General features: G+C 70.0%; 24 protein-coding genes and 1 pseudogene. 13 read left to right on the forward strand and 12 right to left on the reverse strand.

All coding sequences use genetic code 11. The features are described 5' to 3' along the window. The coding region (locus AB0B91_RS62705) for a CHAP domain-containing protein (RefSeq protein WP_358342448.1) at positions 1–871 on the reverse strand (871 nt) is incomplete at its 3' end. Positions 872–1022: 151 nt separating this feature from the next. On the opposite strand from AB0B91_RS62705, the gene AB0B91_RS62710 reads away from it, so the two are divergent. Together AB0B91_RS62710 and AB0B91_RS62715 are read left to right on the forward strand one after the other, a co-directional pair. Continuing rightward, complete coding sequence (locus AB0B91_RS62710) at positions 1023–4025, forward strand: BTAD domain-containing putative transcriptional regulator (RefSeq protein ID WP_358342450.1); 3003 nt, start codon at positions 1023–1025, stop codon at positions 4023–4025. A gap of 79 nt (positions 4026–4104) precedes the next feature. Further along, positions 4105–4776, forward strand: coding sequence for a M15 family metallopeptidase (locus AB0B91_RS62715; protein ID WP_358342452.1), 672 nt, complete (start codon positions 4105–4107; stop codon positions 4774–4776). An 18-nt stretch (positions 4777–4794) separates the two neighbouring features. Here AB0B91_RS62715 and AB0B91_RS62720 read toward each other — a convergent pair whose 3' ends face one another. Together AB0B91_RS62720 and AB0B91_RS62725 are read right to left on the reverse strand one after the other, a co-directional pair. Then, a complete protein-coding gene (locus AB0B91_RS62720) occupies positions 4795–5493 on the reverse strand; it encodes a response regulator transcription factor (protein WP_358342454.1) in 699 nt (232 codons plus the stop codon). Continuing rightward, positions 5490–6425 carry a histidine kinase gene (locus tag AB0B91_RS62725; protein ID WP_358342456.1) on the reverse strand — a complete coding sequence of 312 codons (936 nt, stop codon included), beginning with the start codon at positions 6423–6425 and terminating at the stop codon, positions 5490–5492. Before AB0B91_RS62725 ends, AB0B91_RS62720 begins: the two co-directional genes overlap by 4 nt. Positions 6426–6561: 136 nt before the next feature. On the opposite strand from AB0B91_RS62725, the gene AB0B91_RS62730 reads away from it, so the two are divergent. Genes AB0B91_RS62730 through AB0B91_RS62740 form a run of 3 tightly spaced genes read left to right on the forward strand, consistent with a single transcriptional unit; the run spans position 6562 to position 9979 of the window. Beyond that, positions 6562–7260 (forward strand): ABC transporter ATP-binding protein, encoded by a 699-nt coding sequence (locus AB0B91_RS62730; RefSeq protein ID WP_358342457.1) that lies wholly within the window; start codon positions 6562–6564, stop codon positions 7258–7260. After that, on the forward strand, positions 7257–9635 hold the full coding sequence (locus AB0B91_RS62735) for an ABC transporter permease (RefSeq protein WP_358342459.1): 2379 nt from the start codon (positions 7257–7259) through the stop codon (positions 9633–9635). The genes AB0B91_RS62730 and AB0B91_RS62735 overlap by 4 nt, the downstream gene beginning before the upstream one ends. Before the next feature lie 41 nt (positions 9636–9676). Continuing rightward, entirely contained in the window at positions 9677–9979 is a 303-nt protein-coding gene (locus AB0B91_RS62740; RefSeq protein ID WP_358342461.1) for a serine hydrolase, read from the forward strand. Positions 9980–10045: 66 nt separating this feature from the next. Here AB0B91_RS62740 and AB0B91_RS62745 read toward each other — a convergent pair whose 3' ends face one another. Then, complete coding sequence (locus AB0B91_RS62745) at positions 10046–10666, reverse strand: TetR/AcrR family transcriptional regulator (protein WP_358342463.1); 621 nt, start codon at positions 10664–10666, stop codon at positions 10046–10048. A gap of 76 nt (positions 10667–10742) precedes the next feature. Between AB0B91_RS62745 and AB0B91_RS62750 the strand changes: the two genes are divergently transcribed. Beyond that, the gene (locus tag AB0B91_RS62750; RefSeq protein WP_358342465.1) at positions 10743–11411 is read left to right on the forward strand and encodes an alpha/beta fold hydrolase; all 669 of its coding nucleotides are present in this window, start codon (positions 10743–10745) and stop codon (positions 11409–11411) included. Positions 11412–11456: 45 nt separating this feature from the next. Next, complete coding sequence (locus tag AB0B91_RS62755) at positions 11457–12602, forward strand: AAA family ATPase (protein WP_358342467.1); 1146 nt, start codon at positions 11457–11459, stop codon at positions 12600–12602. A gap of 22 nt (positions 12603–12624) precedes the next feature. Here the strand turns inward: AB0B91_RS62755 and AB0B91_RS62760 are convergent, their stop codons facing one another. Further along, positions 12625–12969: a DUF305 domain-containing protein gene (locus tag AB0B91_RS62760; protein ID WP_358342468.1), complete on the reverse strand. Its 345-nt coding sequence runs from the start codon at positions 12967–12969 to the stop codon at positions 12625–12627. Between the two features lie 544 nt (positions 12970–13513). Between AB0B91_RS62760 and AB0B91_RS62765 the strand changes: the two genes are divergently transcribed. Both AB0B91_RS62765 and AB0B91_RS62770 read left to right on the forward strand, forming a co-directional pair. Next, on the forward strand, positions 13514–13729 hold the full coding sequence (locus tag AB0B91_RS62765; RefSeq protein WP_358342470.1) for a DUF2933 domain-containing protein: 216 nt from the start codon (positions 13514–13516) through the stop codon (positions 13727–13729). Next, positions 13726–16293 (forward strand): heavy metal translocating P-type ATPase, encoded by a 2568-nt coding sequence (locus AB0B91_RS62770; RefSeq protein ID WP_358342471.1) that lies wholly within the window; start codon positions 13726–13728, stop codon positions 16291–16293. The genes AB0B91_RS62765 and AB0B91_RS62770 overlap by 4 nt, the downstream gene beginning before the upstream one ends. A gap of 31 nt (positions 16294–16324) precedes the next feature. Here the strand turns inward: AB0B91_RS62770 and pflA are convergent, their stop codons facing one another. Genes pflA through AB0B91_RS62785 form a run of 3 tightly spaced genes read right to left on the reverse strand, consistent with a single transcriptional unit; the run spans position 16325 to position 20455 of the window. Next, positions 16325–17116, reverse strand: coding sequence for a pyruvate formate-lyase-activating protein (gene pflA, locus AB0B91_RS62775; protein WP_358342473.1), 792 nt, complete (start codon positions 17114–17116; stop codon positions 16325–16327). Beyond that, the gene (pflB, locus tag AB0B91_RS62780; RefSeq protein WP_358342474.1) at positions 17113–19368 is read right to left on the reverse strand and encodes a formate C-acetyltransferase; all 2256 of its coding nucleotides are present in this window, start codon (positions 19366–19368) and stop codon (positions 17113–17115) included. Before pflB ends, pflA begins: the two co-directional genes overlap by 4 nt. 46 nt (positions 19369–19414) lie before the next feature. Beyond that, positions 19415–20455 carry a zinc-dependent alcohol dehydrogenase family protein gene (locus AB0B91_RS62785; protein ID WP_358342475.1) on the reverse strand — a complete coding sequence of 347 codons (1041 nt, stop codon included), beginning with the start codon at positions 20453–20455 and terminating at the stop codon, positions 19415–19417. Between the two features lie 218 nt (positions 20456–20673). Here AB0B91_RS62785 and AB0B91_RS62790 point away from each other — a divergent pair, with 218 nt between their 5' ends. The 4 genes from AB0B91_RS62790 to AB0B91_RS62805 are packed head-to-tail and all read left to right on the forward strand — an operon-like array spanning position 20674 to position 22432. Next, on the forward strand, positions 20674–21519 hold the full coding sequence (locus AB0B91_RS62790) for a universal stress protein (protein WP_358342477.1): 846 nt from the start codon (positions 20674–20676) through the stop codon (positions 21517–21519). Then, positions 21516–21653, forward strand: coding sequence for a hypothetical protein (locus AB0B91_RS62795; protein WP_358342479.1), 138 nt, complete (start codon positions 21516–21518; stop codon positions 21651–21653). Before AB0B91_RS62790 ends, AB0B91_RS62795 begins: the two co-directional genes overlap by 4 nt. Continuing rightward, entirely contained in the window at positions 21650–21901 is a 252-nt protein-coding gene (locus tag AB0B91_RS62800; RefSeq protein WP_358342481.1) for a CBS domain-containing protein, read from the forward strand. Before AB0B91_RS62795 ends, AB0B91_RS62800 begins: the two co-directional genes overlap by 4 nt. Positions 21902–21919: 18 nt before the next feature. Then, entirely contained in the window at positions 21920–22432 is a 513-nt protein-coding gene (locus AB0B91_RS62805) for a flavodoxin domain-containing protein (RefSeq protein ID WP_358342482.1), read from the forward strand. 83 nt (positions 22433–22515) lie between these two features. On the opposite strand, the gene AB0B91_RS62810 is transcribed toward AB0B91_RS62805, so the two are convergent. From AB0B91_RS62810 to AB0B91_RS62825, 4 genes and pseudogenes are all read right to left on the reverse strand, one after another. Continuing rightward, positions 22516–25407 (reverse strand): pyridoxamine 5'-phosphate oxidase family protein, encoded by a 2892-nt coding sequence (locus tag AB0B91_RS62810; RefSeq protein WP_358342484.1) that lies wholly within the window; start codon positions 25405–25407, stop codon positions 22516–22518. Further along, entirely contained in the window at positions 25404–25589 is a 186-nt protein-coding gene (locus AB0B91_RS62815; RefSeq protein ID WP_358342486.1) for a hypothetical protein, read from the reverse strand. Before AB0B91_RS62815 ends, AB0B91_RS62810 begins: the two co-directional genes overlap by 4 nt. A 167-nt stretch (positions 25590–25756) precedes the next feature. Continuing rightward, positions 25757–25966, reverse strand: a pseudogene (locus AB0B91_RS62820) (hypothetical protein); the annotation flags it as partial. A gap of 46 nt (positions 25967–26012) precedes the next feature. Then, the gene (locus tag AB0B91_RS62825) at positions 26013–26708 is read right to left on the reverse strand and encodes a CBS domain-containing protein (protein WP_358342488.1); all 696 of its coding nucleotides are present in this window, start codon (positions 26706–26708) and stop codon (positions 26013–26015) included. Between the last annotated feature and the right edge of the window lie 124 nt (positions 26709–26832).

The raw sequence follows: 26832 nt of genomic DNA on the forward strand, positions 1-26832 counted from the left end.
CGTTCCAGATGGTCAGCGTGCTGCCGTCCTTGACCGCGGCCAGGTCACTGATGCCGTCGTCGTTGAAGTCGCCGGCGATCGGCTTGCTGTAGGAGGCCCAGCCGGGGCCGATCTCGACGGCGCCGGCGAAGTTGTTCGAGCCCTTACCGTTCCAGACGGTCAGCGTCCCGGTAGCGGCCGAGAAGATGTCACCCACCCCATCAGCGTTGAAGTCGCCACCGTCTTCGTTCGACGCACCACCATCGTTGGCGTCGACAGGGGAGCTGTATCCGACGATGTCGGTGCTCGACCGGGAGTGCGAGTTCGCCGAGGTCTTGTCGCCGCTGTTGCCCTCGATCGTGTAGATCGTGCCGCTGTCGACGCTCTTCACGATGCCGACGTGGTCGATGTCACCGTTCTGCTCCCAGTCGAAGACGACGGCGTCTCCGGGCTGCGGGGTGTAGCCGCTGCTTCTGGTGTGCCAGGTCCCGTACTTGGTCCCGTAGTCCTTGAACGAGCTGGCCCAGCCGGTGAGCACACCGCCGTCCAACTCGGCGACGTCGGCGTGGGGCACACCCGCCTTGCGCCAGACGTACTTGGCGAAGTCCGCGCACCAGTTGCTGTCGCGCCACTGCACGCCATCGCTGCTGGGGCAGCCGGCGGAGTCCTTCCACGTGCGGAAGAAACCGGTGTAGTAGTTGCACCCGCTGCCCATGGGGCTCTCGTGATTTCGGGTGCCGTTGTTCAGCTCCGTCTGGGCGGCGGAGACGATCGCGGGCCTGCTCACCGCGGCGGCCGGGGTGGCCATGACGGCGGTGAAGCCCATGGCCACGATCGCCGTGGTGGCCAGACCCGCTGCGAGCTTCCGGCCTGTACTGCGGAGGTCACCCATCGTGATCCCTCATCTCTCGGTCGTTCGTGATCGACGTCGAGAGCGTGCGGGACCGCGATCAAACTTCGCTGTAATCACCACTTGAGCCTGGTAGACACCGAAAAATGATTTAGTCTGAGTGCCCTGAAGCCCTTGTCCTTGGGGAGGCTGCATGCGTTTCCGGCTTCTCGGCCCGGTTGAGGCATGGGAGGGGGAACGGCAAATACCGCTCGGGGGAGCCAAGCCGCGGGCGCTGCTCACCGCGCTACTGCTCGACCCCGGCCGAACGGTGCCGGTGGAGCGGCTCATCGACGCGGTCTGGGGCGAGCGCTCGCCCGCTACCGCGCGGCCCGTGCTGCAGACCTACGTCGCGTCGCTGCGCCGGTCGTTCGAGGGCGCGGGCATGGCCAACGTCATCGTCTACGACCGGGTCGGCTATCTCGCCGAGGTGCGGCCCGGCGAGCTCGACCTGCAGATCTTCGAGCGGCTCGTCGGCGAAGGGCGGCAAGCCGTACGAGAGACCCGATTATCGGAGGCGCGCGAGAACTTCCGCGCCGCTCTGGCGCTCTGGCGGGGACCGGCGCTCGGCGGGATCAGCGACTCCTTCCTGCGCACCGAGGCCGCGCGGCTGGACGAGCTCAGGATCACCGTCATCGAGGAGCGGATCGCCGTCGAGCTGACGATGGGCCAGGCCGAACAGCTCCTCGACGAGCTGACCGAACTGGTCGCGCTGCACCCCGCCCGCGAACGCCTGCGCCGCGACCTCATGGTGGCGCTCTACCAGGCGGGACGGCAGGCCGACGCGCTCACCGTCTACCGCGAGGGCAGGCAGGTGCTGATCGACGAGCTCGGCATCGAGCCGGGGCCCGAGCTGAGGCAGACGCACGAGGCGATCCTGCGGTCCGACCCCACCCTGCTGGCCCCCGTACGCAGGCGAAGGCCCCGCCAGCTGCCCTCCCCACCGGCCGACTTCATCGGCAGGGGCGAGGAGCTCGCGACGCTGCGCACGGTGCTGACCCAGCCGGACGCCATGCCGATCTGCGTGATCTCCGGCGCCGGCGGCATGGGCAAGTCGGCCCTCGCCCTCCGGGCGGCGCACGAGGTCGCCGAGCACTTCCCCGACGGCCAGCTGCACATCGAACTACGCGGCACGAGCGACGCCCCGGCCGGACCTGAAGAGGTACTCGGCCGGCTGCTGCGCGAGCTCGATCCCGCCACGACGCGGCTGCCTGTGACGCTGGAGGAGCGCGTCGGCCGCTACCGCACACTGCTCGCGAGCCAGCGCAAGCTGGTGGTCCTGGAGGACGCCGCCGCTGAGGCGCAGGTCCGGCCGCTGCTGCCCGGCGGATCCGGCTGCGCGGTGCTCGTCACCTCGCGCAACCGGCTCGTGGGACTCGCCGGGGCGAGCTTCGTCGAGCTCGGCGTGCTGCCCGCCGACACGGCGATCGACCTGCTCGCGCGGATCGCCGGCCGCGACAGGGTGGCCGCCGAGCACCAGGCCGCGAGCGACATCGTACGACTATGCGGCCAGCTCCCCCTGGCCATCCGCATCGCCGGCGCCCGGCTGGCCTCACGCCGCCAGTGGCCGCTCGCGCGGCTGCTCAGCCGGCTGGCCGACGAGCGGCACAGGCTGGACGAGCTGACCGTCGGAGATCAGCAGGTGCGGGCCGGCATCAGCCTGAGCTACGCACACCTGCCGTCCTCGGCCCGTACGGCGCTGCGCCGCCTCGGCCTGATGGGCCTGCCGTCCTTCCCCGCCTGGGTGGCCGCCTCCGCACTGGAGACGAGCCTGAGCGAGGCGGAACGCATCCTCGAACACCTCGTCGATGTCTCGCTCGTCGATGTCGAAGGCGTCGACCCGAGCGGGCAGCTCCGCTACCGGCTGCACGATCTCATCCGTCTGTTCGCCAGAGAGCGCGCCCTGGCGGAGGACGACGCGAAGACGCGCGACGCCGTCGTCACACGGGTCCTGGGCGGATGGATCTGGCTGGTCGAGCGGATCAACGAGACCGCGCCCCCGTACTTGATCTCGGTGCCCGCCACCTACCGGCTGGCCTGCCCGGTGGACGCCGAGGTGGCTCGGTCGGTGGTGGCCGATCCGCGCGCCTGGTTCCGCGGCGAGCAGGAGGCGCTGATCACCGGCGTGGAGCTGGCGGCCGCGATGGACCTGGACGAACTCGCCGTCGAGCTGACCGCCGCGCTGTCGTGCACGGCCTTCGGGGGACACCAGTACGTCTTCGACGACCCGTTCGCGAGCTGGCACAGGACGCTCGAGGCGGCCCTGTCCGCCGCCCGCCGCACGGACAACGCCCTCGGTGAGGCGATCCTGCTCGCCGGGCTCGGGCAGCTCCACTACGAGCGGGACATGTACGCCGAGTCACAAGCCCATCTCAGCCAGGCGCTGTTGATGTTCCGGGCGGCCAAGAACATCCGCGGCGAGGGCGCCACCCTCGCCGCGCTCGGCGCCTCCTGCCGCGAGCAGGGATATCTGCCCGAGGCGCTGCGCTTCCTCGACCGGGCACGGGAGTTGCTGGCCGATCTCGACGACGCCTCGGCGATGGGGCACGTCAGGCGCTTGGCCGGGACCGTGCGCGTGGAGACGGGGGACTATCCCGGGGCGTGGGCCGATTTGGCGGAGGCTCTGTCGCTGTTCACCGCAGTCGGCTCCCGCCGTGGCCAGGGCCTGACGCTGCGCAGCATGTCGCTCTACCACCGCGCCAGAGGCGAGCTGGCCGAGGCCGAGCAGGTCGCCAGGCGGGCGCTGGCCATCTTCCAGTCGGCCGACGACCGGTTGATGGCGGCGTACTGCGAACGCGCGCTGGCCAAGGCGCTCCTGCGCCAGGGCAGGTTCGACGAGGCCATGGCGCCGCTGCGGGAGTCACTGACAGTCCTGCGTACCCTGAACGACGCCTTCGGCGAGGCATGCACGCTCCGCGTACTCGGCGAGCTGCACCTGGCCGATGGGCGGCTGTACCAGGCCAAGGAACTCCTGGAGGACGCGGTGCGCATCTGGGAGCAGCAGCGTGCCACCCTGTTCCGCGCCCGCACCCTCCGCAACCTGGCCGAAGTGCGTGAGGCTCTCGGCGACCTCGCCGCCGCCAAGACGCTCAAAGCCGAGGCCATGGAGATCTTCCGGCGGTACGGCGCCAGAGAGTACGGCGAGCTGTCGCTGTAAAGCGGGTTAAAGCGAACTTTGAGCGCCTTGATCCATGCTGCGATGGACTTTCGCCGCAGATCGCCCATGGAGCGCCCGTATGGCACAGCACGTGCTTCTGTCCGACCCGCGAATCGCCGCGCTGCCGGCGAAGGAGTGCGGCGAGCCCCTCGTCGACCTTCGCGAAGGGAAGGTCATCCGGGTGGATTCGCGGCTGGCCGACCACGAGGGCGCCCACGCGCACGTCCGGCTCGGCATCGTCGGCCGCCTCGCGGCCGCGCAGATCCGGCTTCCCCGGGGACTCCGGCTGCTCCTGGTGGAGGGGTATCGCCCGTACGCGTTGCAGGAACGCTATTTCGCCAGTTCCCTGGACAGGATGCGGCGCACGTACCCCGGCTGGACGCGGGAGCGGCTGTGCGTCGAGGCGGCCAAGTATGTCTCACCGCCCGAGGTGGCACCGCACGTGGCCGGAGGAGCGGTCGACGTCACGCTGTGCACCGAGGACGGGACCGAACTGCCGATGGGCACGGAGGTCAACGCCACGCCTCCGGAATACGGCGAGGAGTGCTACACGGAGTCGGCGGGGATCTCGGCGGAGGCGAGAGGCAACCGGCAGATCCTGATCGACATCATGACGGCGACCGGCTTCGTGAACTATCCCACGGAGTGGTGGCACTGGTCCTATGGCGACCGCTACTGGGCATTCGTCGGGGAAAGGCCCCATGCGCATTACGGCCCCGCGGTCCTCAACGGTGGGCTTCCCACCGGGTAGCGGGCCCTCAGCACCCTGTCACAACCGGCATTCACCTGGGCGGACGAGACCTGTCTCGTAGGCGATGACGACGGCCTGGGCGCGGTCGCGCAGGCCGAGTTTGGCGAAGATGCGGGCGACGTGCGTCTTCACGGTCGGTTCGCTGAGGGTCAGGACATCGGCGAGTTGGGCGTTGGACAGGCCGCCTCCCAGCAGAGTCAGCACCTCGAGCTCGCGCGGCGTCAGGCTCGCGAGCTTGCTACGGAAGGACGGGAGCGGCGACGCGGGTGCGGCGGTGCGGTCGGGGGCGGCGAAGCGCTCCACCAGCCGACGGGTGATCGACGGTGCCAGCAAGGCGTCACCGGTGTCGACCAGCCGCACGGACGCGGCCAGGTGCTCGGGCGTGACGTCCTTCAGCAGAAAGCCGCTGGCGCCGAGCGCCAGCGCGGCGTAGACGTAGCGGTCGAGGTCGAAGGTGGTCAGCATGATGACCCGGCAGTGCGGACTCTGGGCCAGGATCTGCCGGGCGGCCTCCAGCCCGTCCATGTTCGGCATGCGGATGTCCATCAGCACGACGTCCGGGCGCAGCTCGCGCGCCGCCGCGACCGCTTCGAGCCCGTCGGCCGCGTCGCCGACCACGTTGATGCCGCGCGTGGTGAGGATCAGGCGAAAGCCGGTGCGGATCAGAGTCTGGTCGTCGGCGATCAGCACGCGGGGGGAGGGTGCGGACTGGGTCATGACCGGCCCTGGGGTGCCTGGGGTGGGGAGGCCGGCCGGTCCAGGGGGATGCGTGCGCGAACGCGGTAGCCGCCGCCGAGGCGCCGTCGCGCGTCCAGGTCTCCGCCATAGAGGGTGACGCGTTCCCGGAGCCCCAGCAGCCCGCGTCCCGTTCCGTCGTCGCGTCCCTGCCCGTCCGCCGCGCAATCATCCACCGCCATGGCGCTGAACCGATCTTCGAGTACGGCCGCGCGTCCGGCAAGGTCGCCTGTCAGCACGCTGGGGCCGGTGTTCAGCACCTCCACTCGCAGGTGGTGCTCGGCGTAACGGATCGTCACCTCGGCCTTGGTCGCCGACGCGTGCTTGAGCGCGTTGGTCAGTGCCTCTTGCACGATCCGGTACGCGGTCGCGTCGATGCCCGGTGGCAGCGGCCTCGGCGCGCCCAAGATCCGCACCTCTGCGAGCAGCCCGGCGAAGGCGAACCGGTCGAGCAGCGTGCTGAGGCGGCTCAGGCTGGGCGACGGTGCCAGCTCCGGGCCGGCGGGAAGGTCTCCGCGCTGGGCCGAGTCGGCACCTTCCGGTGATGGCGCGAGCAGGCCAAGGAGGTGCCGTAGTTCGGTCATCGCGTCGCGGCCCGCGCCCTCGACCGCCCTGAGCGCCGCGTCGGCCTCGTGCGGCATGGTGATCAGCACCTCGCGCGCGGCGCTCGCCTGGACGACCATGAGGCTCACGTTGTGGCTGACGATGTCGTGGAGCTCGCCGGCGATCCTGGCGCGCTCGGCGTCGACCGCCGTCTTGGCGGCTCTCTGCCGCTCGCGTTCCAGCAGTCGGCCGCGCTCCTCGACGGTCGCGCGGTGCTGCCGCCGGCTCCGCAGGAGGAGCAGGCCCAGCCAGCCCGTGGCCGACAGCGCCACCACGATGACGATCAGGATGTACGCCCCCGCTGCTCCCACGCGTTCACCTTCGCAGACCAGGCGGCGATCCGCATCAGCCTCCAGGCTGAGCGTCTACATCCACGGGATGACGGGGCGGTGAGCTTGCATCCGGGGAAGGATGCCGGGCGGCGAGCGCCGCTCATAGTCTCCCCTCATGACCACCGAGAGCCAGGTCGTCGTCCAACTTGACGAGGTAGGCAAGCACTACGGCGAGACGGTGGCGCTGAACGGCGTCTCGCTGGAGATCCGGGCCGGTGAGGCGGTCGCGGTGATGGGGCCGTCGGGCTGCGGCAAGTCGACGCTGCTCAACATGATCGCGGGGCTGGACCGGCCCACCTCCGGGACGGTCGCGGTCCACGGCGAGGACCTGGGGCGACTGGATGAGACCGGGCTGGCGCTCTTCAGGCGGCGCAGGATCGGCATGATCTTCCAGTTCTTCAATCTGCTCGACGACCTGTCCGCGCTCGACAACGTGGCACTGGTCGCCCAGCTCACTGGGACGCCTGCCGTACAGGCTCGCAGACGGGCGCTCGAACTGCTGGACGAGCTCGGCGTCGCCGGCCGCGCGCGCTTCTATCCCGCGGTGCTGAGCGGCGGGGAACGCCAGCGCGTCGCCGTTGCCAGGGCCTTGATGAACCGGCCGGCCGTCCTGCTGGCCGATGAGCCGACGGGCGCGCTGGACAGCCATACCGGCGAACAGGTGATGGACCTGCTGCTCGATCTGCACCAGATCGGTCAGACGTTGTTACTGGTGACCCACGACCAGCGGCTGGCCCAGCGGTGCGCCAGCCGGGTGATCGAGCTGGCCGACGGCAAGGTGACCGGCGAGCGTGAAGTGGAAGGGACCACATGAGCGGCCACCTTCTTCGGGAGGCCGCCGAGACGGGCCCCGTGAGCGCTCACCGCGCAAGAGCGGAGGGTACGCGCGCGGTGTGGCGGGTCGCGGTGGCGGCGGTGCGGCGCCGCCGGCTGCAGAGCGTGATCCTGGGTGTGGTCGTCTTGTGCTCGACGGTGGCGATCGTGGTGGCGCTCGGCCTGCTCGAAGCCAGCTCGGCGCCCTTCGACCGGACCTTCGACCGGCAGCGGGGCGCGCATGTCGTGGCGGCGTTCGACCGGGGCGCGGTTTCCGACGACCGGCTCGTCCGAGCGGCCCGGCACCCGGCGGTCGAGTCCGTGGCCGGGCCGTTCGGCCAGGCCGTCATCACCGTTTCCGACACCGGTTTCGGCCTGCCGCCCGGCCCGCTCACGCTCGTCGGCCGTGCCGACCCCGGGGGCCCGGTCGACCGGGTCGACCTGTGGGCGGGCCGCTGGGCCACCGCCCCGGGACAGATCGTGGTGAACCGACCGGCCGAACCGTTCTTCCGCGACCTGCTGGGCGCCACGGTCCAAGTGCGAGGTGGGCCGAAACTGACCATCGTGGGCCTGGCCGCCGGCATCAGCGGAACAGCCGAAGCCTGGGTCACGCCGGACCAGCTCCAGGCCATGCACCCGGACACCACCCAACTGCTCTTCCGCTTCACCGACCCCGGCACGGACGGCGAGATGCGGGCGGTCATGACGGAGATCACGTCGGGCCTGCCCGCCACCTCACTGCTCGACTGGCGGTCCTACCTGACGGTCAAGCACGACATCGCCCGCACGGCCACCGCCTACCTGCCCTTTCTGACCGGGTTCGGCATCCTGGGGCTGGCCGTGGCGGTCCTCATCGTCGTCAATGTCATTAGCGGTGCGGTCATCGCGGGCCGGCGGCACATCGGCGTGCTCAAATCACTGGGATTCACCCCCATGCAGGTCGTCTGTGTCTATGTGGCGATGGTCCTGCTGCCGGGGTTCGCCGGATGCCTGCTCGGCACCGTTCTCGGCGGCCTGGCCGCTCAGCCGCTGCTGCGGCTGCTCTTCCAGGGCATCGGGCCGGAGGTCGGCATCGGCATCGGCATGTCTTCCTATGTGGCGGCGCTGCTCGGCGTGCCGGCCGTGGTGGTCCTGGCCGCGCTCGTACCGGCCTCACGCGCGCATCGGATGTCCGCCGCGCAGACGATCAGCGCGGGCAACGCGCCCAGCGCGGGACGCGGGCAGCGGGCGCAGCACCTGCTGGCCGGCACCCGACTGCCCCGCTCGATCAGCCTGGGGTTGGGCCTGCCGTTCGCGCGTCCGGGCCGCTCGGCGCTGACGCTGGGCGCCGTCGTGCTCGGCGTCACCACGGTGACGCTCGCCTCCGGTCTTTTCCGTACGATGATCGCTTACGGGGACGCGGCGCAACGGGTGGGGCACGTCCACACGGTGATCCACGTGGGACGGCCGGACCAGACCAGGCCCGAGCACGAGGACGCCGGGATCGAGGCGCTGCTGCGCTCGCTGCCCGGCACCAGGCACATCATCGCCGACGCCTGGATCGACCTGCACCTCGCCGGACGCCCCGGCCGGATCATGGCCCAGTTCCTGCGCGGGGACTCCGCGACCCGGGGCGACACGATCCTAGGCGGGCGCCGCCTGTCCGAGGGGCCTGGCGAGATCGTCGCCCCCTCGGCGTTCATGACCAAGCATGGGCTGAAGGTCGGCGACCGTCTCACACTCACGCTCGACGGCGCGCGCGTGTCCGCCACGATCGTGGGCGAGGCCATGGACGGCGCAACCGACCTGATCATGGTGAGCTGGCCGACGCTGGCCGCGCTCGCGCCGGACCAGCGACCCACCCAGTACGAGGTTCAGCTGGACCAGGGCGCCGACGTCGAGGCGTACAATGCCGCGGTCAAGGCGGCCGACCAGGGCCTGTATCCGGTCACCCGGTCACAGGTCGACGCCGACAGCGTCGCCGTCATCAGCGCGGCCTCGATCTTCACGCTGTTGCTGGTCGTCGTAGCGTCGTTGGGCGTCTTCAACACCGTGCTGCTCAACACTCGCGAACGCCGCCGCGACCTGGGCGTGTTGAAGTCGATCGGCATGACCCCACGCCAGGTCACCGTGATGGCGGTGACGTCCATGGCGGCCCTTGGCGCGCTCGGCGGCTTGCTCGGCATCCCGATCGGGATCGCCGCGCACCGGGTGATCGTCGGGGCCATGTTCGACGCTGCGGGCATCACGATGCCCGCCTTCATGCTCGACGTGTGGCCGGTGGCAGGACTGGCCGCGCTCGCGCTGGCCGGAGTGGTGATCGCGATGCTCGGCGCGTTCCTCCCCGCGCGCTCGGCGGCCCGCCTGACCATCGCCGAGGCCCTCCATACCGAATGAGCGGGGCCACAGTACGCGCGGGTGCCTGCCAGAGTGATCGCGTGATCGAAGAGCTGTTCTCCCGTGCCGGCTGCGACGGCTGGCTGTGCGTCATGGATGTCGACGGCGACGGCCAGGTCCATGTCGGCAGTGACGAGCCGGTCGTGGCCGCGTCGGTCTTCAAGGTGGTCATCGCGCTGGAGGTCTTCCGGCAGGCGGACGCGGGCGAGCTCGACCGCGGGATCTGGTACGCGTCCGCCCCGGCGCGCGTACCGACGGACCCACCGGCTTCTGGGGCTGCGCCGGACCGTGATCCCCTTCTCCCGGCTCCACGGCCGGGGACATGGCCCGGCTGCTGCGGCTGATCTGGCGTGACGAAGCCGCGCCGCCCGAGACCTGCGCTTCCCCGACGGCCGCCGCTACGCCGCCGCCTACGGCAGGCCGCAGGTGAGGTCGCGTTCCAGGGTGCGGGCGTAGGACTCGACGGTGGCGACGATGTCGACGGCCTCGGGGTCGAGCAGCCACTGGGTCTGCAGGCCGTCGAGGGTGGCGATGATCTCGATGGCCTTGGCCATCGGGTCGACGTCCGGGCGGGCGACGCCGGCGACCTGGGCGGAGCGGATGTTGTCGGCGACGATGGCGCGCATCGAGCGATAGCGGTCGACGAAGTGCTCATGGCCCGGCGAGCCCGGTTCGAGGCTTTCGGCCACCAGGACGGTGAACAGTTTGGCCAGTCCGGCCCGCTGCTTGTTGCGGCGCGCGAACTCCGGCAGGGCCCGTAGCCGCCCGGAGGGTTCCATGCCGAGCAGTTCCAGCGCGAAGGCCTCGCTGTCCAGGTCGCGCCGCTCGATCACCGCCAGCAGCAGGCCCGCCTTGTTGCCGAAGTGGTGCAGGAGCCCGGGTTCGGTGATGCCGGCCCGGGCCGCGACGTCGGCCAGCGAGGTGCCGCGGTAGCCGCTGCGGGCGAACATCTCGCCGGCCGCCGTGATGATCTCTTCTCGCCGCTGGCGAGCGCGTTCCTGCCTGCCAGGTACTTGCCTGCTCGGTGTCACGATGTTAAATCTAACTCATTCACTTACCGAGTACTTAGTAAGTGAACCACCCTCGGACGAAGAGCGAGGTGCGACGATGTCGCCGAGCCCACACCGCATCCGGCCATTACTGATCATCGCTTTCGCCCTGCTGGCCGGGGTCTGCACCGGTTCGCCGGCCCAGGGCGCGCAGCGGGAGCCGGTCATCCTGGTTCACGGCTGGAACGGATCTCCCACCGAGTTCGCCCAGATGCAGGCGGCACTGGAGCAAGCCGGGTACCCGACGTACGCGATCGACCTGCCCGGCGAGGAGAACGTCGCCAACGCCCAGGCCATCAGCGCCCTCGTGGAGCAGGCACGGCAGGAACACGACGGCAGCAAGGTCAGCATCGTCGGGCACAGCATGGGCGGGCTGTCCGCGCGCCACTACCTGAAGTTCCTCGGCGGCGCCGACAAGACGCTCAGCTACATCTCGATGGGCACCTCGCAGCTCGGCTACTGGCCCGCGTGCCTGCTGCCGGCCGGGCAAGGCGGGCAGATGTGCCCCACCAACAGTTTCATCACCCAGCTCAACAGCGGCGACCCCACGCCGGATCCGGTCAAGTACACGTTGCTGACGAGCTCGCTGGACGACACGCGTAACGACGTCATCGCCGGCGTGTGGTGCAGGGCCGAGTTCGCCGGTGTGGCGCATGCCGACGAGCCGTCGTCACCGGTGTTCATCAACGCCGTCCTCAGCGCCCTTGACGGGCGCTGCCCGGCCTGAAAATGCGATCGCCGATCGTACGTGCGGCCTACTACTGTCGCGCGAATGAGAAGCGATCGGCTGCCGTTGCTCTGGCTGTGCGGGCCGTCAGGTGTCGGGAAATCCTCGGTCGGCTGGGAGCTGTTCGCGCGGCTCAGCCGGGGCGGCATCAAGACGGCCTTCCTCGACGCCGACCAGATCAGCCTGTGCTACCCCCTCCCGGACAGCGGCACCCATCGGATCCGGGCCCGGAACCTCGCCGCGATCTGGCCCAACTTGCGGGAGGAGGGGGCGCGGTGCGTGGTCCTGTCGGGCTTCGTCGACACCCCCGAGGAGGTTCGCGAGTACACGGACCTCCTCCCGGACGCCGCGTTGACCGTGTGCCGGCTGCGCGTGGACGCCGCTGAGCTCAAGGAACGCTTCCTCGCCCGAGGGTGGCGTCCGGACCTGGTGGCGGAGGCGGTCGCCGAGGCGGAGCTGCTGGACCTCAGTGACTTCGCCGACATATGCCTGGATACCGACGGGCGCACCGTGTCCGAGGTGGCCCGGATGGTCCGTGAGCGAGCCGGTGGATGGCCACGCACCGGCCCCGCCGCGACGCCCGGCGGCTCCACGTCCCGCCCAGTGGCACCATCCGCTTGCGGCCCGGTCCCCGTGCTGTGGCTCTCCGGCGCCGGCGCGGTCGGGAAATCGACCGTCGGTTATGAGGTCTTCACGCAGATCATCCAGACCGGCGTACGGGCTGCTTATGTCGATCTGAAGCAGATCGGCGCGCTGCGGCCCGCCGCGGACGACGACCCGGACGGCCACCGCCTCAAGGCGCGCAACCTCGCGGCCCTGTGGGCCGGATACGGCGCGGCCGGGGCCCGCTGCCTGATCGTCTCCGGGCACGCCGACCGGGATGACACCGTCCGCGGCTACGCCGAACTGCTTCCCGGAGCGGCGCTGACGGTGTGCCGCCTGCACGCCGGGCCCGCCACGCTGGCCGAGCGCGTCGCGCGGCGTGGCGCGGGAGGCGGGCCGGCGATCCCGGGGGACGAGATGAAGGGGCTGGACTCCGCCGCCCTGCGCCGCGTCGCCGAGCGCGCCGCGGACGAGGCCGCGGCGCTCGACCGCGTCAAGGCGGGTGACCTGCGCGTGGACACCGAGGGCCGGTCGGTGCGTGAGGTGGCCGGAGAAGTGCGGGCCCTCCTCGGCGACAGGTCCGCGTGATGAGGGAGCCACTCGGCCGTCTTCACGGCCCGTAGGGCATCTGCCAGCGCCCGTCGAACCAGTCGGTCAGATACTGCGTCTTGACGATGGAGGCGCCCAGAGCGCGCATCTCGGCCCGGCGCGAACGCTGCAGTTGGCGGGCGGCCTCGACCGCCTCCTGGTGATGGGGCACCATCTGGGCCAGGTAGTCGGCCTCGTCGTTCATCGTGACTCGGTGCATACCACCCATTGGCCAGCCGGTCTGCTGCCATGCCGCAGCGGTGGAAGTGGACTGGCGGTTGGCGGTGGCGAGGGCGGCTCCGCCGACGGCGACGGCGATGGCGAGCAACGCCCCGGCGGCGATTGCCGCCGTCATCGAAGGTCTCATCTCGCTCCTCCACTCCTGCAAGTGCATTGCTTCCAACCTGGCGCTCCTTCCGCGACCAGGGGCAGGGCCGTTGGGCCTTCATGCCCGGGACCAACGCCATCCGATCGGGACGGCTGAGTCGGGTACGACTCCGGAGGGGGCGGGCGCGAAGATCTCCGATGACCTGGAAGCGATGACGGGTCACCGTCCTCTTACGCCAGGGAGGGGGTGCCTGACTGGATGGCATGGGGCGGGGCGACGGGCGGTGGTGGCGCCATGGCCGCCAACCGCGGTGATGCGCTTCGTTCGCATCTACTACGGTCAGTAGCACTCTGTGATGGGACCTTCGCCCCTTTTCATGAGGACGTTCGTCTATGGCGACAGGAGAGCTGCCGCCACATGCTGGTGAGAGCGTAGTAGAGAAGGACGGAGGGAAACCGACGTGCTCGGCATTCCGTAGATCCCCTTCCTCATCATTCTCAGCGACCTGGCTCATCGTGTTCGTGATGGCGGTCACGAGGTGGATACGCGAACGGCAATCACGCGACAACATACGGAGGCCATCATGCTGAAGCAGCACCTGATCCTGGCGGCTGTCGCCGCTGTGGCCGCGTTCGCGGCCGTCTGGGCCGGAGCCCCGCCGAGTACGGTCCTGCTCGTGGTCTTCCTGCTGGGCTGCCCGCTCATGATGCTGATGATGATGCGGTCCATGGGCGGCCACGACGGCGACACGCAGCATGACCATCAGGACGAGGACCACAAGAGGGCAGGGCGGTCGTGACCGCCGCCGACTGGGTCGTGATCGGCATCTCCGTGGCCTTGCTGGGTTTCCTCGGCTGGTACTTCTTCGGGCCGAGGAAGAGCAGCCTGGCCGAGCTGCGTGACGGCGTGCAGGAGATCGAGATCGTCGTGCGGGGCGGCTTCTCGCCGGACATCATCCGAGTACGGCAGGGCACCCCCGTGCGGCTGACCTTCAACCGGAGAGAGAGTGGGGATTGCACCTCCCGGGTGGTGTTCGCCGACTTCGGCGCCAGTCAGGCGCTGCCTGCCTTTGCCAAGACCACAGTGGAGTTGCTGCCGGGCGATGCGGGGGAGTACGGCTTCGCCTGTGGGATGAACATGGTGCACGGCCGCCTGATCGTCGAACCGGGCTCCGGCGGCGGTCACGATGTCGCGGCGAGTACCTCACCTTCGTTGGCCGAACAGCCTTCGCAGGAGGTCGAGGCGACGGAGCGGCGTGCAGAGATCGCCGACCTGTCGCGTCGGGTCCTGATCGGGGCGGTGCTGACCCTGCCTGTGGCGTTCGTCGTCATGGCGCATGAGCTCTTCGGCGCGGGATGGATCCCGGAGTTCCTGCTCAACCGCTGGGTGCAGCTCGCGCTGATCGCGCCAGTGATGTTCTATACGGGCTGGCCGATCCACCGCGTGGGCTGGCTGGCTCTGCGGCACCGCTCAGCGGACATGAACAGCCTGATCACGCTGGGTACGAGTGCCGCCTTCTGCTACAGCCTGTTGGCCACGGTCGCGCCCGGCCTGTTGCCGGAGGGGGTCCGTGACGTCTATTACGAGGCCGTCGGGGTCATCCTGACGCTGATCCTGCTCGGCCGTTTGCTGGAGGTGCGGGCCAAGGCGGGCACGGGCGAGGCGATCCGCAAGCTGATCGGCCTGCAGGCCAGGACTGCCCGGGTTCAGCGCGACGGTGCGGAGATCGAGATTCCGATCGCGGACGTCGTGCTGGGCGATGTGGTGGTCGTACGGCCAGGCGAGAGGGTTCCAGTCGACGGAGTCGTCGTGAAGGGCCGCTCGACGCTGGATGAGTCGATGGTGACCGGCGAGTCGATCCCGGTGGACAAGGGCCCGGGCGATGACGTGGTGGGCGCGACGGTCAACCAGACGGGATCGTTCACGTTCAGGGCCGAGAAGGTGGGCGCGGAAACGGCGCTGGCCCAGATCATCCGTCTCGTCCAGGCCGCCCAAGCCTCCCGCGCGCCGATCCAGCGGGTGGCCGACCTGGTGTCCGGCTATTTCGTCCCAGTGGTCATCGCCATCGCGATCGTGACTTTCGCCGTGTGGTTCGTCGCCGGCCCGGCGCCGGCGTTGACGCTGGCATTGGTGGCGGCGGTAGCCGTACTGATCATCGCCTGTCCATGCGCGCTCGGGCTGGCCACCCCGCTTTCGATCATGGTCGGCACCGGGAAGGGGGCTCAGTCCGGCATCCTGATCCGCGACGCCGAAGCCCTGGAAACCGCGTGCAAGCTGGACACGATCGTCCTGGACAAGACCGGCACCATCACCCGTGGCAGGCCGGCGCTCACGGACGTCGTTCCGTACGGCGACTGGGCGGCCGATGAGGTGCTGCGCCTGGCCGCCTGTGCTGAACGTTCCTCCGAGCACCCCCTGGGCCAGGCCGTTGTCGAGGGCGCGACCGGGCGCGGCCTGATCCTCACGGAGCCGTCGGAGTTCGACTCGGTCACCGGGCAGGGCATCGCGGCGACCGTCGAGGGGCACCGTGTGCTGGTCGGCGGGAAGCGCCTGCTCGGCGAGACCCCGGCGCTTGAGGAAGAGGCCGATCGCCTGGCCCGGGCGGGCCGTACTCCGATCATGGTCGCCGTAGACGGCGAGCCCGCTGGGGTGATCGCGGTGGCCGACACCGTCAAGGACGACTCCCGCCCGGCCGTCGCGGCTCTGCAGCGGCTGGGACTTCAGGTGGTGATGATCACTGGGGACAACCGGCGGACGGCCGAGGCCATCGCCCGCCAGGTCGGCATCACCCGGGTACTGGCCGAGGTGCTGCCCGCGCACAAAGCCGCCGAGATCGCCCGCCTGCAGGGAGAAGGATCGAGAGTCGGTATGGTCGGCGACGGCATCAACGACGCGCCCGCGCTGGCCCAGGCCGATGTCGGCCTTTCCATCGGCACCGGCACCGACGTGGCGATCGAGGCCTCCGACATCACGTTGATCTCCGGCGCGCTCGGCGGGGTGGTCACCGCGGTACGGCTGTCGCGGACCACGATGCGCAACATCCGGCAGAACCTGTTCCTGGCGTTCGTCTACAACGTGATCGGCATCCCGGTCGCGGCCGGGGTGCTCTATCCCTTCCTCGGACTCCGGCTCAGCCCCGTCTTCGCTGCCGCCGCGATGGCGCTGTCGTCGCTGTCGGTGGTGGGCAATGCCAACCGGCTGCGTCGCTTCACCCCGCCGGCGTTGCTCTCCGCGCCGCCGCTCCCGCCCGATCAGCACGTCACCGTCGAAACGGGAGCCGAGTCCACCGCTGTCACCGACCCGGTTTTGCGGGATGGTGGTCGATCCCGGATCCAACCGAGATACCGGCAAAACCGGCCATGAGTCGATCGTCAGATCGGAGCGGATCAGCATCTTAGGTGCTGGCGACGCCGTGGGCGCGGAATTGGGCGTGTACGCGGTCGAGCAGGTCCTGGTCGGGTGGCGCGACGTCGGCCAGCGGAAAAGGTAGACCGAGCTTGCGGTATTTGTCCGCGGCCATGCGGTGGAAGGGCAGGACGTCGACGCGTCCGACGTTGCCCAGTTGCGCGACGAAGCGGGCCAGGCCGTCCACGTTCTCTTCGGCGTCGGTGAGCCCTGGGACGAGGACGAACCGTATCCAGGTAGGGCGGCCGAGTGTGGCGAGCCGGCGGGCGAAGCGCAGGGTGGGTTCCAGCGGACCGCCGGTCACGGTGCGGTAGGTGGCCGGATCGGAGGACTTGATGTCGAGCAGGACCAGGTCGGTGTCGGCGAGCATGGCGTCGCTCGCACGGTCGCCGAGCAGGCCGGAGGTGTCGAGGGCGGTGTGCAGGCCGCTGTCGTGGCAACGGTGCAGTAGGTCGGCGGTGAAGCCGGGCTGGAGCAGCGGCTCGCCGCCGCTGATGGTGACCCCGCCGCCTGCCACCGAGATGAAGCGCCGGTATCTGTCGATCTCGGTCATGACCTCCTGCACCGTGACCTGGTGGCCGTCGCGCATGCGCCAGGTCTCGGGGTTCTGGCAGTACAGGCAGCGCAGCGGGCAGCCGCCGGTGAACACCACGAATCGGGTGCCGGGGCCGTCCACGCCGATGGACAGGTCCCAGGAGCTGATCACGCCGGTGCCGGGTGGAGGCGGAGGGTGGCACAGCTCGATGGCGGCCCGCCGGAGCTCGGCCTGGCGGGTGTTCACAGGGATCCGTGAAAGGTGCGGTTGATGACGTCGCGCTGCTGTTCGGGGGTGAGCCGGACGAAGTTGACGGCGTACCCGGAGACCCGGATGGTGAGTTGCGGGTAGCGGTCGGGGTGATCCATGGCGTCCAGCAGTACGGCGCGGGTGAGCACGTTGACGTTCATGTGGAAGCCGGCCGCGTCGAAGTAGCCGTCCAGCACTCCGACCAGGTTGTCCACGCGTTCGGCCGGTGTACGGCCGAGCCCGTCGGGGGTGGCGGTGTTGGTCAGGGAGATGCCGTCGAGCGCTTGGTCGTAGGGGAGTTTGGCCACCGACAGTGCGGAGGCGACCAGGCCGTGGCGGTCGCGGCCGTTGCTCGGGTTGGCGCCGGGGGCGAACGGCTCTCCGGCGCGCCGGCCGTCGGGGGTGTTGCCGGTGTGCTTGCCGTACACGACGTTGGAGGTGATCGTGAGCACGGACTGGGTGTGCTCGGCGTCGCGGTAGGCGGGGTGGCGGCGGATCTTGGTCATGAACGCGCGGACGAGGTCGACGGCGATGGTGTCGGCGCGGTCGTCGTTGTTGCCGTAGGCGGGGTAGTCGCCGTCGACGGTGTAGTCGATGGCCAGGCCGCTCTCGTCGCGGATCACGGTGACGTGGGCGTGCTTGATGGCCGACAGGCTGTCGGCGGCGACGGACAGTCCGGCGATGCCGCAGGCCAGGGTCCGTTTGACGGGGTAGTCGTGCAGGGCCATCTCGATGCGCTCGTAGGCGTATTTGTCGTGCATGTAGTGGATGATGTTGAGCGCGTTGACGTAGGTGGCGGCCAGCCAGTCCATCATCCGGTCGAACGCGGCGCGGACCTGCTCGTAGTCGAGGTGGTCGCCGGTCAGCGCCGGGTAGGCGGGGCCGATCTGTTCACCGGTCATCTCGTCGCGACCGCCGTTGATCGCGTACAGGAGCGTCTTGGCGAGGTTGACCCGGGCGCCGAAGAACTGCATCTGCTTGCCCACCGGCGCGGCCGAGACACAGCAGGCGATGGCGGTGTCGTCGCCGAAGCGCGGCCGCATCAGGTCGTCGTTCTCGTACTGGATCGAGCTGGTCTCGATGGACAGCGCGGCGCAGAACCGCTTGAACGGCCGCGGAAGGCGCGGCGACCAGAAGACGGTGAGATTCGGCTCGGGGGCGGGGCCGAGATTACGCAGTGTCTGCAGATAGCGGTAGCTGGTGCGGGTGACCAGCGTGCGCCCGTCGGAGCCCATGCCGCCGATCGACTCGGTCACCCAGGTGGGGTCGCCGGAGAAGAGCTGGTCGTATTCCGGGGTGCGCAGGAAGCGGACGATGCGCAGCTTGATGACGAAGTCGTCGACGAGTTCCTGCGCGCGCTCTTCGGTGATCAGGCCCTCGGCCAGGTCACGCTGCAGGTAGACGTCGACGAAGGTGGAGGTACGGCCGAGCGACATGGCGGCGCCGTTCTGCTCCTTGATCGCGGCCAGGTAGGCGAAGTACAGCCACTGGATCGCCTCGCGTGCGGTGGTGGCGGGATGGGAGATGTCGTAGCCGTAGGAGGCGGCCAGTTGCTTCAGCTCGGCCAGGGCGCGCAGTTGCTCGGCCAGTTCCTCGCGGTCACGGATCACCGCGTCGGTGGCGAAGGCGCCCTCCAAAGAGCGCAGCTCGGCCTGCTTGGCTTCGATCAGCCGATCCACGCCGTACAGCGCGACCCGGCGGTAGTCGCCGATGATCCGGCCACGGCCATAGGAGTCGGGCAGGCCGGTGATGACGCCCGCCCGGCGGGCGCGCCGGATCTCGGGAGTGTAGGCGTCGAACACGCCGTCGTTGTGCGTCTTGCGGTACTTGGTGAAGATCTTCCGTACCAGGGGATCGAGGGTGCGGCCGTAGGCCGCCAGGCCGGATTCCACCATGCGCAGTCCGCCCGCGGGCATGATGGCGCGCTTCAGCGGTGCGTCGGTCTGCAGGCCGAAGATCAGCTCGCGGGCGGCGTCGATGTAGCCGGGACGGTGGGAGGTGATGGACGACGGCGTGGTGGTGTCGACGTCGTAGATCCCGCGCCGTCGCTCCTCGGGGAACATCGCCGAGACCTTCGCCCACACGGCCGCGGTGCGCTCCGTCGGGCCGGCGAGGAATTCCGCGCCGCCTTCGTAGGGCGTGTAGTTGGCCTGGATGAAGCTGCGCACGTCCACCGCCGACCGCCAGGCCGTGTCGCTGAAGCCGCGCCATGCCCCGAGCTCGGTGGGGTGACCCGTCGTGGCCGTCATGGATTCTTCCTTTCCTTGTCTTTCGGTGGTGACCGGCGGACCGGTGTCATCCGCGGGACAGGACCACCTTGAGGGCGCCGGTCGCCGTCGGGTCGGCGAAGGTCTCGTAGGCGGCGGTCATGTCGTCCAGTGCGAAGCGGTGGGTGATGAACGTGCCGGGGTCCAGTCGTCCGGCGGCGATCATGTCCAGGAGGGTCGGCGTGGAGTGGGTGTCGACCAGGCCGGTGGTGATGGTGAGGTCGCGGATCCACAGGTCTTCGAGGTGCAGGGTGGCGGGTGCGCCGTGCACGCCGATGTTGGCGACGTGGCCGCCGGGGCGTACCAGGCGGGTGCAGAGTTCGAAGGTTTCCGGCAGGCCGACGGCCTCGATGGCGACGTCGGCGCCCAGCCCGCGGGTCAGCTCGGCGATCGCGCCGGCCGGATCGTCGCCCGCGCCCACGACCAGGTCCGCGCCGAGCCGCTTGGCGGCCTCCAGCCGTGCGGGGGCGGGATCGACGGCGACGATGTGGCTGGGCGTGAACAACTGCGCGGTGGTGATCGCGGCCAGGCCGATCGGTCCGGCTCCGACGATCACGACCGTGTCGCCGGGCTGGACGCGGCCGTTCAGCACGCCGACCTCGTAGGCGGTGGGCAGGATGTCGGCGAGCATGAGCGCGGCCTCGTCGGTGACGCCGTCGGGCAGTCGGTGGGTGGAGGTGTCGGCGAACGGCACGCGTACGTACTCCGCCTGGGTGCCGTTGACGCGGTGGCCGAGGATCCAGCCGCCACCGCCCAGGCACTGACCGAACATGCCGACGCGGCAGTAGCGGCAACGCCCGCAGGCCGAGATGCACGAGACCAGCACCCGGTCGCCCGGCTTGACGACGCCGACCGAGTCTCCGGTCGCCGTGACGGTGCCGACCGCTTCGTGGCCGAGGATCGTCCCCGGCTCCACGGTGGGCACGTCGCCCTTGAGGATGTGCAGGTCAGTGCCGCAGATGGTGACCGCGTCCACGCGCACGACGGCGTCGGTGGGCTCGATCAGCCGCGGAGCGGGAGCCTCCTCCCAGGACCGCCGGCCGGGGCCGTGGTAGATGAGCGCCTTCATCACGCCTCCTTGCGCTATTCACCTCCCACGCTCGCCGGGACGGGCCGATCCGCCTAGGGACGAAGGTCCCGTCACCTCGATGCCTTTCGGCCGCGCCTTCCCCCGATCACCTCACTTCGGGACTAATGGCACCACATTCGGGACTTCGTCCTCCGGCGGCCAGTTGCCCGTTTCGCAAGGCTGGAAGGGAAAGGGCGAGCTCGTGAAGGAGATGCGTGATGAACGGACGGATCGTGGTCGGGGTGGACGGCTCCGCCCCGGCGACAGCAGCTGCGGAATGGGCAGCCGCCGACGCGCGGCGGCGCGGGCTGGCCCTGCGCATCGTGCACGTCTGCGAGCAGTGGCCGCACGGGCTCGCCGCGTTCAGCGCGGAGTACTGCGCGGGTGCGCTGGAGGCCGCCGCTGACCGGGCGCGCGAGCTGGCCGGTGCGGTCGAGGTGACGACGGAACTACGCGCCGGGAGCGTGATCGACGATCTGATCGACGAGTCCGCCTCGGCCGACAGCCTGGTGCTGGGCAGCCGGGGGCTCGGCGGTTTCAGTGGCATGGTGCTCGGCTCGGTCAGCACGGCCGTCGCGGGCCATGCACATGGCCCGGTCGTGATCGTACGCGGGGGCAGGCGGGAAGAGCACGGCCGGATCGTCGTCGGCTACGACGAGTCCGAGCACTCCGAAGCCGCCATGCAGTACGCCATCGAGCAGGCCCGCGCGTGCCATGCGCGGCTGCACGTCCTGTACGCCTGGCAACTGCCGATCTTCTCCCCGTACGCGGCCGGCTACAACAGCCTGCTGGAGAAGGCATTCCAGCACGAGGTCCGGGTGGCGGCCGAGCGCGTGGTCCCCTGGCGCGAGAAGAACCCCGACGTCGAGATCACCGACGAGCAACTGTGCGAGCACCCGGCCGGCGCCCTGATCAAGGCTGCGACCACGGCCGACCTGGTCGTCGTCGGGTCGCGCGGGCTGGGCGGCCTCACCTCCGCGGTGCTGGGTTCGGTCAGCCGTGCCGTGCTGCACCACGTCACCTGTCCGGTGGCGGTCGTACGGCCCCGCGAGGAGCGGCTATGAACATCGAGTCGCTGACCGCCGAGCGGGTGATGAGCCGCATCCTGGTGGCGGTCAAGGCGGATGAGTCGCCGCTGATGGCAATTTGGCGGCCTCCTGGTCGGGTGGTCCGCAGGAACAGTCGAACCGCCAGGTGAGCGAGCTGCTGGAGGGCGAGCTCAGGCCGCGAGTGCGGCCGGACGACCCGCTGACCCGGGTCGCGGCCGTCATGACCGACGCGGGCTGTGACGCCGTACCCGTGGTGTCCGACCGAGGACTGGTCGGGATGATCACCGCCCGAGACGTCGTGTCGGCGGTGGCCGGACGTACCCCTCACCTGAAGGACGGCGGCGAGGTGGTGACCGGCATGTTCCATCTCGCGCCCGTGATACCGGTGCGGAGCTGAGTTCGAAGGAGGCAGGAGATGTACGCGCTGATCGTCTACGAGTCCATGTTCGGCAACACCAAGCAGATCGCCGAGGCGGTGGCGGAGGGGTTGGCCACCGCGATGAGGGCCGAGGTCGTGGAGGTAGGCTCCGCGCCCGCCTTAGTCGGCCAGGACGTTGGCCTGCTCGTCGTCGGCGGCCCCACGCACGCCTTCGGGATGAGCAGGGCCTCGACCCGGCAATCGGCCGCCCAGCAGGGCCGGGTGGTCTCCCAAAGGCAGGGGGTCCGGGAGTGGCTGCCCACCCTGCGGACGTCGTCGGCCAGGCTCGCCTCGGCCGCCTTCGACACGCGGATCGCCAAGCCGCGCATGCCCGGATCGGCCGCGCGCGGTGTCGCCAAACGACTGCGCCGGCTCGGCCTCGCACTGGCCGCGCCCGCCGAGAGCTTCTACGTCACGGGCACCCAGGGGCCGCTGGTGGCCGGCGAGTTGGAGCGAGCCAGGCAATGGGGCGAGCGCCTCGCCTCATCGTTCCTGGTCCCGACGTCCTGAGACCGTTAGAAGGCGCCCGGCGATCGGTGTGCCGTGCACGCCTTCCTCGGCGAGGACCAAAGCCCGCACGGAGAGCAGCGCTGTCAAAGGCTGTGGATGCGGCGGCCGGTGATCTGGTGCGGGGTGATGCGGACGTACAGGTGGCGTTCGCCGCCTGCCCAGGGGGTGATGGTGACCTTCGGCAGTTCGTCGGGGGGTAGGTGGTGAGCGGGGCCCTGGACGAGCACGCTCCAGCCCTCGCGCTGGGCCTCGTCGATCCGGTCGACCTCGAAGCCGACCTTGATCTCCACGCCTTCCAGGCCGGTACGCAGGTCCTGGTCCATGGGGCCGCCCGAGGCGGTGCGGAAGACGATGGAGCCTTCGAGCAGTTGGTAGTTGACGGGCAGCACGGTCGGGCCGTGGGAGCCGTTGAAGGCCACCCGGCCGATGCCGCCGGGCTCGATCAGCTTGAGGCATTCCTCGCGGTCCAGGCTCTCCGGCGTCGGGGCCGTCCCGGCCCTGCCACGGCTTGGTGGCCGGTCGACGCCGCCGCCGAGGAGGTCTTCGACGCTGGTCTCCAAAGCTTCGGCCAGCCGGTACATGGCTTCGGCGGTGGGTGTGCCGGGCTGTTCCTCCAGATATTGGAGGTAGCCGGGTGACATGTCCGCGCGCTCGGCGACCTGTTCGAGGGTCAGACCGAGCCGCTCGCGGTGGTGGGCGATGCGACGTCCGAGGTCGCCTGTGGCTGTCATGGTCGGTTCTCCTTGCATGCTTGTGATGAAGGTCGGTCTTGCCACGCCGTTGATGCGTGCCTGCCGGTGGTCGGCGTCGATGAAGAGCCGGCTGCCGCGGAAGCGGATGGGCATGGACAGCGTGCCGAGCCGGTCGGGCAGGAGTGGGTTGAGGTGCAGGCCGTCGGGGTGGATCTCCAGGCCCAGGTAGCAGCGCTGCAGGAGGTCGAGGGTGCCGGCCATGGCGCCGAGGTGGATGCCCTCGGCGGTGGTGCCGTGCTGGACGTCCTTGATGTCGCTGAACAGGGCTTCGGCGAAGTACTGCCAGGAGCGGGCCCGGTCGGAGCGGGAGAGCACCCAGGCGTGTACGACGGCGCTCAGCGTGGAGCCGTGGCTGGTGCGGTCGAGGTAGTAGCCGACCATGCGGGGGATCAGGCTGGGTTCGACTGGATAGCCGAGCCGGTTCAGGATTCCCACCAGTTCGTCGGAGGTGAGCAGGTAGCAGAGCATCAGGGTGTCGGCCTGCTTGGCCGCCTTGTAGCGGTTGACGTCGTCGCCGTCGGCCTCGAGCGCCCGGTCCAGCCGGCGCGCGCCTCGGTAGCGTGCCCAGTCCAGCTCCAGCAGGTCCGCGTAGCCGGTGAACTGGCTGATCACGCCGTCGTGGAAGTCGACCCGCATGCGCCGGGTGATGTCGTCCCAGCGCGCCGACTCCTCAGGACTGGCTTTTCCGGTGTCGAGCGCGCGCGACAGCAGCCACACGGTCATGACGTTGGTGTAGGCGTTGTTGGCCAGTCCGGGCGAGGAGGCGCCCGGGTAGCGCTCGTGGTATTCGTCGGGTCCCATGACGCCGCGGATCTCGTACCGTCCCGAAGCGGGGTCGAGCACGGCCAGCGAGGCGAAGAACCTGGCGATCTCGATGAGCAGCTCCGCGCACCACGGCGGCATCGAGCCGGTCGCCAGGTAGTGCTGCCACACGTTGTAGGCGATGGCCAGGCCGATGTGCCGCTGCAGGTGGGAGGCGTCGGGCAGCCAGCGTCCCGAGGCGGGGTTGAGGTGCAGCGTCTGGGTCTCCTCCCGTCCGTCGCTGCCGCTCTGCCAGGGGAACATCGCCCCGTCGTAACCGGCGTCCCGGGCCGCCGCCCGGGCTTCGGGCAGCCGCCGCCACCGGTAGCGGAGCAGGCCGAGCGAGGTCTCGGGGAAGCGCAGGTTCAGCCAGGGCAGGACGAACAGCTCGTCCCAGAACACGTGCCCGCGATAAGCCTCGCCGTGCAGGCCGCGGGCGGGCACACCGACGTCGAGGTCAGCGGTGTGCGGAGAAAGCGTCTGCAACAGGTGGAAGACATGCAGGTGAACGATCTGCGCCAGCTCCGGTCCGTCCACATCGACCTGGGCGCGATGCCACAGCCGCTCCCATGCCGCCACGTGCCGGGCGAGCAACTCGTCGAAACGCGGTGCCAGCCGTACGGCGCGGATCGCCGCGGAGCGGGGGTCGTGGACGGCGGAGTCGCGCGAGGTGGCCAAGGCCACGGTCTTGGTCAGCGTGGCGGGTTCGCCCTGCGCGAGGTCGAGCACATGTTCCGTGCCGATCCGGTCCCCTTCTCGGATCACCTGGTGGCCGGGGGTGGCGGTGTCGGTACGGGAGGCGAGCGCCACGGTGATCTGGGATGAGCGGGTGGTGGCGGTCAGCCAGGTGAGGCCGTCCTGGTCGCCGGTGTCATGGCAGGTGAGGTGGTCGCCGCGCAGGTCGCGGTAGCGGGCCACGCCGCTGTTGGTCACCCGGCCGTCCAACGCGGCGCGCACGCGCAGCGGGCCCGACCAGTTCTCGGCGGTGAACGTGGTTTCCAGGGCGGCCAGGCGCGGGTCGGCCATGGAGACCAGGCGGCGTTGCCGTACCGCGGTGATGTGGCCCGCCTCGTCGCGCCGGCGCAGCGCCCGGGACAGGGTCCCGTGGCGCATGTCGAGCTCCTGGCGGTACTCCAGCAGGTCGGCCCGCTCCGGCCGGAACCAGTCCGAGCCGGGGGCGGCGAAGGTGAGGGGAAGCCAGTCGGGCAGGTTGACCAGGTCCTCGTTGGTCACCGTCCGTCCCGCGATGGTGGAGTCCAGGCGGTCGTAGCACCCCGCGGCGTAGGTGCCCGCGGTACGCAGCTCACCGTCAGGGGTCGCGCCGCGTGTGGCGAACCGGCCGTTGCCCAGCGTGCACAGCGCCTCGCGCAACCCCTCGGAGGCCGGATCGAAACCCTCGTAGGACAGGACCCAGGGGTTCATGACCGGCTCGTGAGGACGCGGCCGGTGACGGCGAGCTCGGGTGGAACCTGACCGCCGAGGTGACGACCGCGCGGCAGTGCCTGCCTGCCGCCACCACAGCGGTATGGCAGCCGCGTGCCGGTCACCACGCCGCCGGTGTCGAAGACGGCGCAGCGAACCTTCGCCAGGTCGGTGCCGGCCATGTTCAGGACGCTACCCGTGGCGAGGCAGGACGGAACACGACCGTCGGCCCGCTGCCGCGGTGACAACGCAGCTGGTTGAGGGGACTCCAGCAGCCGGTCGAGCCGTGACGCCACAGGCCGGGACCTAGGCCCCTGCTGTGGGGGACATTCGCCGCTACCGGCCTCCGCCCGCCGGGGAAGGAGAACTGCCGGAACAGCCGCCGCATCCCGGCCCCGTCCTGGGAGATGTCCGGTTAGCCTTCGGAGTAGGTGCCTTCCAGCCAGGCGTGCGCCACCGCGGCGGCTCCGTCAGCAGCGGATTGTCCAGCAGATATATCTGGCCCACCGACAGATAGTTCGCCGCGCCGGTAAGCATCGACCTGACTAAGTACGTCCATGAGTGCTCCTCATGTCACGTGAGGTCGACGCCGGTCAGGCGCCACCTCACATCGGGGCTTCGATGACGTCGTCGTGCTTCCAGGTGAGCTCGTCGTGGACGGCGACGACGCCGTCGACGCCCTCGACCATGCGGACAGCGGCGATGGCCTCGAAGTGCCTGCTGACGACCCCGGACAGGGTCACGACGCCCTCGGCCACCTTGACGTCCAGGCCCTTCGGGTCGGTCCACATGGCGCTGGTCGGGATCTTGGCGATCGCCAGCTTCCGGATCTCCTCGTCGGCGCGGAGGAAGACCTTGAGCAGGTCGCGGCGGCTGACGATGCCGACGAGTTCGCCGTCGGCGTCCACTACGGGCAGCCGTTTGACGCCGTAGCGTTCCATCAGCCGGGCGGCCGCCACGACGGGCGAGTCGGGCGTGGCGACGTGGGCGGGCGCGGTCATCAGCTCGCCGGCGGTCTCCCCGAGCGCCTTGACCGAGCCGGTGCCCTCGCTGCCCATGGTGTGGCGGATGCGGGCACGTAGCGGGGGCCGGTATGCCTCGCCGTAGTAGCGCTCTTTGAATTCCTCTTTGGCCAGCAGGTCGGCCTCGGACACCACGCCGAGCACGTGGTTGTCGTCGTCGAGGACGGGCATGCCGCTGACGGCTTTGCTTATGAGCAGCTCGGCGACGGTGTGGAAGGAGGCGTTGCGGTTGACGGCGACCACGTCGGTGGTCATCACGTCGGCGACGGTCGTTCTCATGGCGATCACCTCAGGTGTCTGACCCGGATGATGCCGGGCACAGTGCGGGCGAGCACGTCGGCGATGTGGTCGGTGTGCTCGTGGGGGGATCCGCTCAGCTGGGCCACGCCGTCGTGGACGGTGA

Source organism: Nonomuraea sp. NPDC049141 (assembly GCF_040648415.1).
In the GTDB taxonomy this organism is placed as follows: Bacteria; Actinomycetota; Actinomycetes; order Streptosporangiales; family Streptosporangiaceae; genus Nonomuraea.

Excerpts from the sequence above, each read along its gene's own strand:
- AB0B91_RS62710 (WP_358342450.1), top strand. The coding sequence starts at position 1,023 with ATGCGTTTCCGGCTTCTCGGCCCGGTTGAGGCATGGGAGGGGGAACGG.
- AB0B91_RS62715 (WP_358342452.1), top strand. The coding sequence starts at position 4,105 with ATGGCACAGCACGTGCTTCTGTCCGACCCGCGAATCGCCGCGCTGCCG.
- AB0B91_RS62720 (WP_358342454.1), bottom strand. The coding sequence starts at position 5,493 with ATGACCCAGTCCGCACCCTCCCCCCGCGTGCTGATCGCCGACGACCAG.
- AB0B91_RS62730 (WP_358342457.1), top strand. The coding sequence starts at position 6,562 with ATGACCACCGAGAGCCAGGTCGTCGTCCAACTTGACGAGGTAGGCAAG.
- AB0B91_RS62735 (WP_358342459.1), top strand. The coding sequence starts at position 7,257 with ATGAGCGGCCACCTTCTTCGGGAGGCCGCCGAGACGGGCCCCGTGAGC.
- AB0B91_RS62750 (WP_358342465.1), top strand. The coding sequence starts at position 10,743 with ATGTCGCCGAGCCCACACCGCATCCGGCCATTACTGATCATCGCTTTC.
- AB0B91_RS62755 (WP_358342467.1), top strand. The coding sequence starts at position 11,457 with ATGAGAAGCGATCGGCTGCCGTTGCTCTGGCTGTGCGGGCCGTCAGGT.
- AB0B91_RS62760 (WP_358342468.1), bottom strand. The coding sequence starts at position 12,969 with ATGAGACCTTCGATGACGGCGGCAATCGCCGCCGGGGCGTTGCTCGCC.
- AB0B91_RS62765 (WP_358342470.1), top strand. The coding sequence starts at position 13,514 with ATGCTGAAGCAGCACCTGATCCTGGCGGCTGTCGCCGCTGTGGCCGCG.
- pflB (WP_358342474.1), bottom strand. The coding sequence starts at position 19,368 with ATGACGGCCACGACGGGTCACCCCACCGAGCTCGGGGCATGGCGCGGC.
- AB0B91_RS62785 (WP_358342475.1), bottom strand. The coding sequence starts at position 20,455 with ATGAAGGCGCTCATCTACCACGGCCCCGGCCGGCGGTCCTGGGAGGAG.
- AB0B91_RS62790 (WP_358342477.1), top strand. The coding sequence starts at position 20,674 with ATGAACGGACGGATCGTGGTCGGGGTGGACGGCTCCGCCCCGGCGACA.
- AB0B91_RS62795 (WP_358342479.1), top strand. The coding sequence starts at position 21,516 with ATGAACATCGAGTCGCTGACCGCCGAGCGGGTGATGAGCCGCATCCTG.
- AB0B91_RS62805 (WP_358342482.1), top strand. The coding sequence starts at position 21,920 with ATGTACGCGCTGATCGTCTACGAGTCCATGTTCGGCAACACCAAGCAG.
- AB0B91_RS62810 (WP_358342484.1), bottom strand. The coding sequence starts at position 25,407 with ATGAACCCCTGGGTCCTGTCCTACGAGGGTTTCGATCCGGCCTCCGAG.
- AB0B91_RS62815 (WP_358342486.1), bottom strand. The coding sequence starts at position 25,589 with ATGGCCGGCACCGACCTGGCGAAGGTTCGCTGCGCCGTCTTCGACACC.
- AB0B91_RS62825 (WP_358342488.1), bottom strand. The coding sequence starts at position 26,708 with ATGAGAACGACCGTCGCCGACGTGATGACCACCGACGTGGTCGCCGTC.